Annotated in this window: 9 protein-coding genes; all 9 read right to left on the minus strand. The window is 57.7% G+C overall.

Translation table 11 applies throughout. The features are described 5' to 3' along the window. Position 1: 1 nt before the first annotated feature. Positions 2-4450: a glutamate synthase large subunit gene (gene gltB, locus ALTERO38_RS17675; protein ID WP_159969172.1), complete on the minus strand. Its 4449-nt coding sequence runs from the start codon at positions 4448-4450 to the stop codon at positions 2-4. A gap of 171 nt (positions 4451-4621) precedes the next feature. Continuing rightward, positions 4622-6103: an SPOR domain-containing protein gene (locus tag ALTERO38_RS17680; RefSeq protein ID WP_159969173.1), complete on the minus strand. Its 1482-nt coding sequence runs from the start codon at positions 6101-6103 to the stop codon at positions 4622-4624. A gap of 20 nt (positions 6104-6123) precedes the next feature. Beyond that, on the minus strand, positions 6124-7215 hold the full coding sequence (gene aroB / locus ALTERO38_RS17685) for a 3-dehydroquinate synthase (protein ID WP_159969174.1): 1092 nt from the start codon (positions 7213-7215) through the stop codon (positions 6124-6126). 23 nt (positions 7216-7238) lie between these two features. After that, on the minus strand, positions 7239-7784 hold the full coding sequence (gene aroK / locus ALTERO38_RS17690) for a shikimate kinase AroK (RefSeq protein ID WP_159969175.1): 546 nt from the start codon (positions 7782-7784) through the stop codon (positions 7239-7241). Positions 7785-7789: 5 nt separating this feature from the next. Further along, positions 7790-9901 carry a type IV pilus secretin PilQ gene (pilQ, locus tag ALTERO38_RS17695; RefSeq protein ID WP_159969176.1) on the minus strand — a complete coding sequence of 704 codons (2112 nt, stop codon included), beginning with the start codon at positions 9899-9901 and terminating at the stop codon, positions 7790-7792. A gap of 51 nt (positions 9902-9952) precedes the next feature. After that, a complete protein-coding gene (gene pilP, locus ALTERO38_RS17700) occupies positions 9953-10480 on the minus strand; it encodes a type 4a pilus biogenesis lipoprotein PilP (protein ID WP_159969177.1) in 528 nt (175 codons plus the stop codon). Continuing rightward, positions 10477-11100, minus strand: a complete 624-nt coding sequence (gene pilO, locus ALTERO38_RS17705) for a type 4a pilus biogenesis protein PilO (RefSeq protein WP_102837316.1) — start codon at positions 11098-11100, stop codon at positions 10477-10479. The genes pilP and pilO overlap by 4 nt, the downstream gene beginning before the upstream one ends. Continuing rightward, positions 11097-11669 (minus strand): type 4a pilus biogenesis protein PilN, encoded by a 573-nt coding sequence (gene pilN / locus ALTERO38_RS17710; protein WP_102837315.1) that lies wholly within the window; start codon positions 11667-11669, stop codon positions 11097-11099. The genes pilO and pilN overlap by 4 nt, the downstream gene beginning before the upstream one ends. Next, positions 11669-12733 (minus strand): pilus assembly protein PilM, encoded by a 1065-nt coding sequence (locus ALTERO38_RS17715; RefSeq protein WP_159969178.1) that lies wholly within the window; start codon positions 12731-12733, stop codon positions 11669-11671. The genes pilN and ALTERO38_RS17715 overlap by 1 nt, the downstream gene beginning before the upstream one ends. Positions 12734-12911 lie beyond the last annotated feature (178 nt).

Genomic DNA, 12911 nt, shown 5'->3' on the forward strand with positions numbered 1-12911 from the left:
TTTATTGGGGGTTGGCCCGAGTGCTCGACAGCAGTGACGCCAGGTTGGCCGCCTTTGGCTTGACCAGCCAGAAGCGACGCAGGTAGTCGTCGAGGTTTTCCAGGAGTTTCGCGCCCCATGCGCTGCCAGTTTCGGCGACATATTCGCGCAGCACGTCCTGGAGATGGCTACGGTGGGCTTCCATGGCCTCACCGGTGATGCGCTGCAGGTTGACCAGCTCGTTGTTCACCCGGTCGACGAAGCTGTTGTCCATGTCGAGGACGTAGGCAAAACCGCCGGTCATGCCGGAGCCGAAGTTGTAGCCAGTCTTGCCAAGGACGCAGACAAAGCCGCCCGTCATGTATTCGCAGCAATGATCGCCCGTGCCTTCCACGACCGCGTGCGCGCCGGAGTTACGCACGGCAAATCGCTCGCCGGCAGTGCCGCCCGCGAACAGCTTGCCGCCCGTAGCGCCATACAGGCAGGTGTTGCCGATGATCGCCGAATCCTGGGACTCGTACCCGCTGGCCTTCGGCTGGGTAACCACCAGCTTGCCGCCGGTCATACCTTTGCCGACATAGTCGTTTGCATCGCCTTCCAGATACAGATGCAGGCCGCCCGCGTTCCAGACGCCAAAACTCTGACCAGCGGTGCCCTTGAAGCGGAAGGTGATTGGCGAATCTTTCATGCCCTGGTTGCCATGCACCTGGGCGATCTCGCCGGAGACACGTGCACCAATGGAACGATCGCAGTTGCAGATATCCAGCTCGAACTCACCGCCGCTCTTGGCGTCGATGGCCGCACGAGCCAACTTGACCATTTCCTCGGCCAATAGCCCCTGATCGAACGGCGGGTTTTTCTCAACCTCGCAGAATTGCGGCTTGTCGGCCGGAATATGGTCGCTGCCGAGCAGCGGCGACAGGTCGAGATGGTTCTGCTTGGCAGTTTCGCCCGGAAGCAGTTCCAGTAGATCGGTACGCCCGATCAGTTCCTGCAGGCTGCGCACGCCGAGGCGGGCCAGCCACTCACGGGTTTCCTCGGCAACGAAGGTGAAGAAGTTGACCACCATGTCGACCGTGCCAATGAAGTGGTCCTTGCGCAGCTGATCATTCTGCGTGGCGATGCCGGTAGCGCAGTTGTTGAGGTGGCAGATGCGCAGGTATTTGCAGCCCAGCGCGATCATTGGCGCCGTGCCGAAGCCGAAGCTTTCTGCACCGAGGATCGCAGCCTTGACTACGTCGAGGCCGGTTTTCAGTCCGCCGTCCGTCTGTACCCGGACCTTGCCCCGCAGGTCATTACCGCGCAGGGTCTGGTGGGTTTCAGCCAGGCCGAGTTCCCAGGGCGATCCGGCGTAACGGATGGAAGTCAGCGGCGAGGCGCCAGTGCCGCCGTCATAGCCGGAGATGGTGATCAGGTCGGCGTAGGCCTTGGCGACACCAGCAGCGATGGTACCGACACCAGGCTCTGCAACCAGTTTGACCGATACCAGCGCCTTGGGATTGACCTGCTTGAGGTCAAAGATCAGCTGGGCCAGATCTTCGATCGAATAGATGTCGTGGTGCGGGGGCGGCGAAATCAGCGTGACGCCCGGCACTGCATAACGCAGCTTGGCGATCAGACCGTTGACCTTGCCGCCCGGCAGCTGACCACCCTCACCGGGCTTGGCACCCTGGGCGACCTTGATCTGCAGTACTTCGGCGTTGACCAGGTACTCAGGGGTGACACCGAAACGGCCAGTGGCCACCTGCTTGATCTTCGAGCTGCGCTCGGTGCGATAGCGCGACGGATCTTCGCCACCCTCACCGGAGTTGGAACGCGCGCCGATGCGGTTCATGGCCGCAGCGATCGCTTCATGCGCTTCCGGCGACAGCGCGCCGAGCGAGATGCCGGCCGAATCGAAGCGTTTGAGAATCTGCTCCAGCGGCTCGACTTCTTCAAGCGCAAGCGGCTGCTCCGACACTTTGAGCTTGAGCAGGTCACGCAGCATCGCCGCTGGACGCTGATCAACCAGTGCGGTGTATTCCTTGAAGCGGCCGTAGTCGCCTTCCTGCACGGCAACTTGCAGCGCCGCGACGACGTCGGGGTTGTAGGCGTGGTATTCGCCGCCGTAGACGAATTTCAGCAAACCGCCTTGCTGGATCGGCTTGCGTGCACTCCAGGCCTCGGTCGCCAATGCTTTCTGTTCAGCTTCCAGATCGACGAAGCGCGCACCTTTGATGCGGCTGGCGACTCCACGGAAACTCACGTCGACAATCTCGTCAGCCAGACCCACGGCTTCGAACAGCTGAGCGCCACGGTATGAGGTGATGGTAGAGATGCCCATCTTCGAGATGATTTTCAGCAGGCCCTTAGAGATCCCCTTGCGGTAGTGCTTGAACACCTCGTAGAGGTCGCCAAGTACTTCGCCAGTGCGGATCAAGTCGCCAAGCACTTCGAACGCAAGGAACGGATAGACGGCGGTCGCACCGAAACCGATCAGAACAGCGAAGTGATGCGGATCGCGCGCAGTCGCGGTTTCCACCAGAATGTTGCAGTCGCAGCGCAGACCGGTTTCGATCAGACGGTGATGCACAGCACCTACGGCCAGCGATGCATGCACCGGCAGCTTGCCTGGCTGGATGTTGCGGTCGCTGAGAATCAGCATGACCTTGCCGCTGCGCACAGCTTCTTCGGCTTGGTCCGCGATATTGCGCACCGCGGCTTCCAGGCCGAGGGATTCGTCGTAGTTGAGGTCGATCAGATGGCGCTCGAAACCGGGACGGTCGAGTTCCATGATTGTCCGCCACTTCGCCGGAGAGATCACAGGCGTGGTGAGAATCGCCCGATTGGCATGATCGGCGGTTTCTTCGAAGACGTTACGCTCTGCGCCGAGGCAGGTTTCCAGCGACATCACGATAGATTCGCGCAGCGGGTCTATCGGCGGGTTGGTGACCTGCGCGAACTGCTGGCGGAAATAGTCGAATGGCGAGCGAACCCGACGCGACAGCACGGCCATGGGGGTGTCATCACCCATGGAGCCGACGGCTTCCTGCCCCTGCTCCGCGAGCGGACGCAGCACCTGATCACGCTCCTCGAAGGTGACTTGGAACATCTTCATGTATTGCTTGAGCTGGTCGGCGTCATAAAACGCCGAGCCATGATCGTTATCGTCCAGGGTCGACTGGATACGCAACGCGTTCTGGCGTAACCAGGTTTTATACGGATGCTGAGATTTCAGGCGACTATCGATGTCGTCGGTATGCAGTACCTGTCCGGTTTCGGTGTCCACAGCCAGGATCTGCCCCGGGCCGACGCGGCCCTTGGCGATCACGTCTTCCGGCTTGTAATCCCAGACGCCAACTTCGGAAGCAAGGGTGATATAGCCATTTTTCGTCGTCACCCAGCGTGCCGGGCGTAGGCCATTGCGGTCCAGCAGGCAGATCGCATGACGGCCGTCGGTAAGCACAACGCCCGCGGGGCCGTCCCAAGGCTCCATATGCATGGAGTTGAACTCATAGAAGGCGCGCAGATCGGGATCCATAGTCTCGACGTTCTGCCAAGCCGGCGGGATGATCATGCGCAAGCCGCGGAACAAATCCATACCGCCGGTGACCAACAGCTCCAACATGTTGTCCATGCTTGAGGAGTCGGAGCCCGTACGGTTGACCAGCGGATCGAGGCCTTCCAGGTCCGGAAGCAGCTCATTGGCGAACTTCAACCGGCGCGCCTGCGCCCAGTTGCGGTTACCGGTGATAGTGTTGATCTCGCCGTTATGAGCCAGGAAGCGGAACGGCTGAGCCAGCGGCCATTGCGGCATCGTGTTGGTGGAGAAACGCTGATGGAACACGCAAATAGCGGTGGCCAGGCGTTCATCGCCTAGATCGGGATAGAACTGCGCCAAATCGGCCGGCATCATCAATCCTTTGTAGATGATGTCCTTGTCGGAGAGGCTGCAGACATAGAATTCCTTGTCGCTTGCCAGCGCCACTTCGGCCCGGCGGCGAGCGAAGAACAGCTTGATGCCGAAATCACGTTCGGACAGGCCTTCCGCCGAAACGAACACCTGCTCGATTCGCGGCAGGCGTTCCAAGGCAAGACGCCCCAGAACAGTGGTATCGACCGGAACCTCACGCCAGCCCACCAGGGTCAGCCCCTGGGCTGCGATTTGCTCGTTGAGGCTCGCGCGCGCCGTCTCGGCCTTGCCCGCGTCCTGGCTGAGGAAAATCATACCGACAGCGTAGAGCGAAGGCAGATCGGCATCGAAATGCTGCTTGGCCATGGCGCGCAGGAAGGCGTCAGGCTTCTGCATCAACAGCCCGCAACCATCGCCGGTTTTACCGTCGGCGTTGATGCCGCCTCGGTGAGTCATGCAGGTGAGGGATTGAATTGCGGTCTGAAGCAGGTGATGGCTTGCCTCGCCCTGCATGTGGGCGATCAGACCGAAGCCGCAGTTATCCTTGAACTCTTCAGGACGAAACAGACCTGCTCTCATAGGCACTCCACCAGCTAAATACGTTGTAAATCAACCCCTTATTGACGGCGCACAGAATCGCCCCGTCATACACGTGGGCAAAAGGGGGAGCAGTTTACAAAGCCCGGTAGAGAGGCACAATTTTATTTTTTAAAGCCCCAAGATGGGGCGCTGCGCACTGTTTTGGGGCACTCACTGGCGAGACTGCGAAATCTCCTGCTGCACGCTAGCAAAGCTCCGCGCCCAAGGCTTGCCTGCCTGCAGCGAGGCTGGCAGCTTCTTGATAGCCTCCAAGGCAGCATTACGGGTGGCGAAACTCCCGTAGGTCACAACGTACAGAGGCTTACCCTGATGTTGCTTGACGAAATAACGGAAGCCCTCGCCCTGTCTTTTCACCAATGCCTCAGCGTTCGCCTGGGTCCGCGTACCCAGTACCTGGACTAGATAGTTGGTTTTCGACTGGCTGGCGTACCAATTCCCGGCTGCAGCAGCCTCATCCGCGGCAATCTGACGCACAGGCTCCCGCGGCACCTCTGTTACCCGATTGGGTTGAGCCGCTGGTGGCTGCACTGCGACTGGGGCAGCGATCTCTGCAGGAGCCTTAATATCGTCGACAGCGGGCTCCTCAACAGGTAACGGCTCCTCGATAGCCTGAGTAGATGAATCAGCCGCTTCTCCGCTACCGGCAGCAGCAAGCGGCTCCCGGATAACCGGCTGAGCCGGCGCGATCTCCGGCACAGCATCGACGCCCTCATCAAGCGCCTCGGTTACGGGGGCCGTCCCCAGCGGTAAAGCGGTGGTAGCGGGCGCTGTTGATGGCTCATCCGCGTCACGCATGAGCAAGGTGACCAAGACAATGAGAACAACCGCAACCAGAGCCAGCAAATGCTTCATGGGTAGCGGCAGATTCCACCCAGCCGACTTCCGACGCCCTTTGGATTGCTGCATCGTTTCAAGAAGTTCATCTCTGGCTATCTGGTTTATGGCACCAGGCCAACCACCGGAATCGACATGGATTCGCTCGACCTGTTCCTCACTCAAACAGTCCAGCCCAGACCCAGCCCCTTCCAGGCGCAGCGCCAGATATTCCCGCGTCTCATCTTGCTCGTACGGCTGAAGCGCAATCACATGGAAGCGCTCTTCGCCGTCTACCAATGCCTCCAGACGCGCTACCAGTGCATGTTCGCCGAAGAGAAAGACATGCGGCCGCCCTTCCGGACTGCCTTGAGCCAATCGCAGCAACGTCTCAACGGCTGCCCCGGTTAGTCGCTCGGCATCGTCAACCAGCAGATACACCTCCTGGCCGGTCAGCGCCAGTTGAATGATCTGCGCCATGATCGAGTCGAAGTCGGCGCGCTGACAGCCGACCGCCTGAGCGATCTGCTGCAAAAGAATATTCGAATCGAGCGTTTCCAGTGGCGAGATGACCACACTGTGGACAGCCTGCTTATTGCTGCTGGCTACGAGAGCCTGACGCACCAGCGTTTTGCCACTTCCTTCGGGCCCGGTCACCACCAGCAGCAGCTGGCTGTAGCGGGCAAGGTGATGCAACTGCCCAAGCACCGGCTTGCGCTGAGCAGGGAAGAACTTGAAGCCGGGTACGCGTGCAGCAAAGGGATCATGACTGAAGCCGTAATGGTTCAGGTACGAATCGTCGGCAGACAAACTGGACATGGAAATCTCTTAGGTTCTGACTATTGCTTAAGCGCTTCGTAGTTGACGTTCAATGTGGCCTCAAGCACTTCCCTAGGGAAGTCGCTCGTCACCACAGCCTCCCCCAGGCGCTTGAGCAGCACCAATCGCAACTGGCCATTCAGCACTTTCTTGTCGACCGCCATGTGCTTGAGAAAATCTTCGGCGCTCATGTCAGTTGGGGGCACAACTGGCAGACCGGCACGCGACAGTAAATGCACAGCCCTGTCTCGCTCCGCGGTGCTTATCCAGCCGAGCCGATTCGACATCTCAAGAGCCATAACAGTGCCCGTCGACACCGCCTCACCATGCAGCCACGCCCCATAGCCCTGATGGGTCTCGATCGCATGACCGAACGTATGGCCAAGGTTCAGCGTGGCGCGAATACCAGCCTCGCGCTCGTCCGCGCCTACCACCTTGGCCTTTGCATCACAGGAGCGCTGTATCGCTTCGGTAAGCGCCTCCTGATTCAACGAACGAAGCTTGTCGACATTGTCCTCGAGCCAGCCCAGGAACGGCTCGTCACAGATCAAACCGTATTTGATCACCTCGGCCAGGCCTGCGGACAACTCGCGCGACGGCAGAGTCGCGAGAGTCGATGTGTCGATCAACACCGCCTGAGGCTGGTAGAACGCACCGATCATGTTCTTGCCGAGCGGATGGTTGATGCCCGTCTTGCCGCCAACGGACGAATCGACCTGAGACAAGAGCGTTGTCGGCACTTGAATGAAATCGACGCCTCGCTGATAGCTGGCAGCGGCAAAGCCAGCCATATCACCTATCACGCCCCCCCCGAGTGCGATGATGGTGGTATTTCGATCATGCCTCGCCCTCAGCAGCGCATCAAAGATCAACTGCAAGGTCTGCCAGTTCTTGTGCGCCTCACCGTCAGGAAGCACGATCGGAGTCACGTGGAACCCGGCAAGACTGCGCGAAAGGCGCTCCAGGTAAAGCGGTGCAACGGTGTCGTTGGTGACGATCGCAACCTGCTTGCCACGGATATGGCAGGCCAACAGCTCACCGCGATCAATGAGCTGCTCGCCAATCAGAATCGGATAGCTACGCTCGCCGAGATCGACCTGAAGAGTCTGCATAGGGGCCCCACAATTAAAGGGAGCTAGGATAGCGCAGATCGCCCCAAGCTTTCACGAGGCCCGGGAGACTGAAGCTGACTGAGAATTTCCTGTACGACGAGGCGTGGTGGACGCTCGTCCGTCTGAATGATGATGTCAGCGATTTCGCGATACAACGGGTCCCGCACAGCCATCAATCCGGTAAGCACTTCGCGGGGATTCGGCGCTTGCAGCAATGGTCGATTGCGATCCCGGGAGGTGCGATCAAGCTGCTGATCGACCGAGGTGCATAGATAGATCACTTGCCCCCCAGTCCGCAAAACCTCGCGATTGTCTTCCCTAAGCACCGCACCGCCGCCTGTTGCCAGCACGACGCCACGCATCTGACATAGATCCTGGATGGCGGCGTGCTCACGCTCACGAAAACCCTGTTCGCCCTCGACATCGAATATCAGCGGAATACTGGCACCGGTGCGCTGCTCGATCTCCTTGTCGGAATCCCGAAAGGGGAGGCGAAGCTCCTTGGCAAGCAGGCGTCCGATGGTGCTTTTACCAGCGCCCATCGGACCCACGAGGATAATATTTTTCAATGACGTTAACGATTCACGGCGATGGCCTGATGATTCAGGATTCTAGGTGTAAGGAACACCAGCAGTTCAGACTTGGCATCCGTCACGACATCGCGACGAAACAAGCGGCCAAGATAAGGCACATCGCCTAGAAACGGAACCTTGTCGACGCTTTTCGACTGGCTGTTGGAGAACACGCCACCGATCACGACGGTTTCCCCATCGTTCACCAAAACCTTGGCGTTGACTTCGTTCTTATCGATCGGAGGGACTCCGTTCACAGCATTGCGGAAATCTGGCGCATCTTTCGTCACCTTGACCTCCATGATGATGCGATTATCTGGCGTAATCTGCGGGGTCACTTCCAGTGACAAGGCCGCCTCTTTGAAGGAGGTACTCGTCGCACCGCTGGAACTGGCCTCTTGGTAAGGGACCTCGGTACCTTTCAAGATCTTTGCCGTTTCTTTGTCTGCCGTCATGACTTTGGGCTGGGATACGACTTCTCCATTTCCTGTTTTCTCCATGGCAGAGAGCTGAAGATCCAACAGGAGGTGATCCGAAATAAAGCCGATACCCACGCCGGACGTACTATTCAGCACTCCCATATCTACAAAGGGTACTGGCGCCAAGCCTTCGCCGAGCGTGAAACCACCAACGGTATCCGTACCCGGCAGCCGCAAACGCCCGTCATCATCGATAGATCTGCTGCCGTCCTTTCCGTAGGCACTCCATTGATCATTTACAACGCTCCCCCCCCAACGAACTCCAAGCGCTTTATCGTACCCAACGTTAGCCTCAACGATTCGAGCCTCAATCATGACCTGGCGAACCGGGATATCTAGCTGAGTTACGATGCGACGCAGCTCATCCAGTCGCTCTTGAGTCTGATAGGCGATGATGTTGTTGGTACGATCATCAACTGCAATGGAACCCCGCTCGTCAGACTGCCCATCAACCGAAGTCACCGACTGAAACAGCTGAGCGATATCCGCAGCCTTGGCGTAATTTACCTGCACGACCTCCCGCCGAAGGGGCGCCAACTCAGCAATCTGCCGCTTTGACTCTAGTTCCTGACGCTCGCGCGCGGCGATCTCGTCTGCCGGAGCCACCAGCAGAACATTGCCCACTTGGCGCTTATCGAGACCTTTGGTTTTCAGCACTAGATCCAACGCCTGATCCCAGGGCACGTTCTGCAAACGCAATGTGATGTTGCCCTGCACGGTGTCACTGGCCACCAAGTTCAGGTCGGTGAAATCTGCGATCAACTGGAGAACAGAGCGAACGTCAATGTCCTGGAAGTTCAGCGACAGCTTCTCGCCGGAATAGGTGAAATGCTCAGCCTTGCGCTGCTCGGCATCTGCCTCGCTGAGCGGCTTGACGCTAATGGTGAGCTTGTCGTCAGTCTGGTAAGCCAAGTAGTCGTATCGGCCGCTCGGCTCGATGGCGATACTGGCACCATCACCCTTGCTGCTGGAATCAACAAATTTGACTGGCGTGGCAAAATCCTGGACGTCCAGCCGCACACGCAGCGATTCAGGCAACTGCGTTTTGGCAAAGGAAACGCGGATTTTACCGCCTTGCTCTTCAATACTTGGACTGACCGAAGGGTCAGACAAGGTGATCACTACGTTGCCTGCCCCGTCTTCCCCACGGCGAAAATCGATGTTGCTGATCGATTTATCCGCAGCCATGGCGACGGCCGGCGCTACCGGCTTCGTTGAGACCACAGGAGAAGGCGTTGCAGCCCCGGAGCGCGCAGCGTTCTCGCCTAGCACCACGAACAGATTGTTACCGTCGACGCGGGTCGAGTAAGGGACCAGAGAGGTGAGGTTCACAATGAGCCGCGTGCGTCCCTGAGCCTCGACCACCGTCACGCTCCGCGCATTACCAACGCCAAGCTCATGGTTTTTCGATCCAAGCTTGCTGGATACGCCAGGCAGATCAAGAGCAATACGTGCAGGCTGATCAAGCGTGTAGCCACGCGGGGTCGGAACCGGCTCGTCGAAAGCCAGCTTCAGCTCAACGCGATCACCGGGCAACGATGCGACGTCAAGTGAGTTCAAATTTGCCGCCAGCAATGCAGGTGAAATGAAAGCTGCCAGCAACGACAAACCGAGACGAGTGAGAGTGGTATTCATAAAAGGCTTCCGTTGTGCAGACCGGTATAGGTTTTCCATTTTTGCCATGACTCAAGAACGCTCTTTCAAGGTCAGGCTACGCGGGCGCTCAAGCCACCCACCCTCTCCGTCCGGAACGATTTCAAGCACATCCACCTCGGCTTCGCTGATCTCAACGATACGGCCATGGTTGCGCCCCAGATAGTCACCGACCTTGACTCGGTGAACCCCATCACCACCTTTGATCAAGGCGTAGTTGCCTTCGCCCTTGGCCAGCGTCCCGACCATGACGAAGTTTTCAATATTGAATTCTTCAAGAAATTGCTTAATGCGGGTTTCGTCGGGCCGAATGTCTTTTGTACCTTTCTGCCGCTGAGTCAGATCAATCTTCATTGGCGGCTGGAAGGGGTGACGCAACGACGCTGCACTGTAGGTAAAGGCCTCGTATGGGAGAAACGCCGGCAGCGGCTCGATCGAACCTTTCGGTTTGGCTCGTACTTCATCCATGTAACTGCGCAGATCGTCGAAATCTCCGCTCACACCGCACCCGGTCAGCACCAGCGTGCCAAGGGTTATCGCTACAAGTCGGACTCCTCTCATTTCTGCAGCCCCTTGTCGTTATAGCGATATGTCTTGGCCAGGATGCTCATGTGCAGCTTGGATGACGAATCCTTACTGTTCGGCTTAATTTCGAAATCATGCAGCGTAACGATGCGCGGCAAGCTCGCTACGCCACTGACAAAAGTCGCAAGATCGTGATAGCTGCCAACGACCTTGATCTGTATCGGCAGCTCAATATAGAACTGCTGGGTCACTTCCGGCTGCAGCTTGATCTCTTCGAATTCGAGCCCGCTGCCCAGGCCAGTGCGGGTAATGTCTTCAAGCAAACCCGGCACCTCGGTATCACTAGGCAACTGCCGCAGCAAAGCACCGAAAGATGCCTCCATCTCGACCATCTGCGCCTTGTACGCTTCCAGGTTCGCAGCCTGAAATGCCTTGGTGGAGAACTGCTGCTTGAGCCTGTCCTCCTCGGCTATTTGCTGATCCAGATTGGCTTGCAGGTCGCTGAGGTAGAAGTAGTAACCACCCCCGAGCATCAGGGCCATCAGCAATATCGCCGCGATCACCTTTACCGCTGCTGGCCAGGACCCAAGGTTGTTCATGTCCAGATCGGACAAATCTACGCTACGGAGACTCTCCATCGAGCTAGCCAGACTCATGGCTTATCTCCTTCAACAGCAGCGGCCGGTTGTGTCTGTTGCACCGTTAGCTGAAACACATTTTCCTGATCAACCGCCCCAGCGGTGACAGCCTTCACTTCGTTCAGGTTCGGCGCATCCAGCCAATCAGAGCCATCCAAATTACGCATCAGATTAGAGACTCGGTTGTTTGATTCAGCCGCGCCAACGATCGCGATGTTTTTCCCGGTCATCTTCAGCCCGGTGAAATAGACGCCATCGGGAAGCGTGCGAACCAGCTGGTCGAATACTCGACCGATGATCGGGCGGTTACCCTGGAGATCCTGAATGATCTTCATACGCTCGAGCAGTTGCTGCCGACGCTCTCTCAATTCCTTGATCTCGGCGATCCGCGTATCCAGAACGGCAATTTCCTTGCGAACGAAATCATTCCGCGCATTCTGTTGCTCGATCGCATGGGTGAAGTACTGATCAGCAAGAAACAATAAACCCACTGCAACTACAGCCACCCCGCCCAGCGACACCAGGAATCGCTGTTTACGCTCTTCACGCTGCTGCTCGCGCCAAGGTAAAAGGTTAATCCGGGCCATCAGTCGAAACTCCTCAAGGCCAATCCACAGGCGATCATCATGGATGGCGCATCACTGGCGAGGGCACCTGCGTTGACCTTGCTGCTCAAGGCCATATCGGCGAACGGGTTGGCAACTAAAGTCTGGGTTCCGATTTTCTGTTGAATCAGACGATCCAGTCCCGGAACGGATGCCGTACCACCGGCCAACAGAATGTAGTCAACATCGTGGAACTGCCCAGCAGCGAAGAAAAATTGAAGAGAACGCGAAACCTGTTGAACGACTGCCTCCTTGAACGGCTGCAACACCTCACTGTCATAGTCGTCTGGAAGACCACCCTGCTTCTTAGCCAGACCAGCCTCTTCCATTGACAGGCCGTAGCGTCGTTGAATCTCCTCCGTGAGCTGACGACCACCGAACAGCTGCTCACGCGTATAGATAGTCCGGCCGTTGTGCAGAACGCTCAGCGTAGTCATGGTCGCACCGATGTCGACCAGCGCGACGGTCAGCTCATCGTGTCCGGCGCCTAATTGGGGCGCCAGCAAACCATAAGAGCGCTCCAACGCGTACGCTTCTACGTCCACGACCTTAGCCGTCAGCCCGGCCAAAGCGAGCGCAGCCTCACGTATTTCCACGTTTTCCTTGCGGCACGCTGCTAGCAGCACTTCAACCCGGCCGGGCGAACGCGCTGCAGGGCCCTGCACCTCGAAGTCGATAGCGACCTCTTCTAGAGGATAGGGAATGTACTGGTCTGCTTCGATTTTCAGCTGATTTTCAAGGTCGTCATCACTGAGCCCGGCTTCCATCTCGATGCTTTTGGTGATGACTGCTGAACCGGAGACCGCCACCGCAGCAGACTTGCCCCCGGTTTTCGCCTTTACCAATAGCCGGGAAAGCGCCTGCCCCACGCCCTCCAGTTCAGCAATATTCTTTTCAACCACAGCGTTAGGCGGAAGTGGCTCGACCGCATAGGACTCGACCCGGTACCGGGAACCTGAGCGGCTTAATTCCAGCAGCTTGACGGATGTCGAACTGATGTCGATTCCAAGCAGCGTGTTCGCTTTCTTAGTGAAGAGCCCTATCACGGCCGATTTCCTATCTCTATCCGCTACTTACGGATTAATTATGTTTGTCAGCATTAGATAACAGCCTTGACAGAAGCGCAAATGGCTCCTCCACAGAAAAACCGCTTATAATGTGACCGGTTTTTCCTTTCAGCACCGTCTGCGGCATACACCTCATTCCCCATCCTGGATTCAATGA

It is taken from the genome of Pseudomonas sp. 9Ag, assembly GCF_902506445.1.
GTDB classification, from domain to species: Bacteria; Pseudomonadota; Gammaproteobacteria; order Pseudomonadales; family Pseudomonadaceae; genus Stutzerimonas; species Stutzerimonas stutzeri_AB.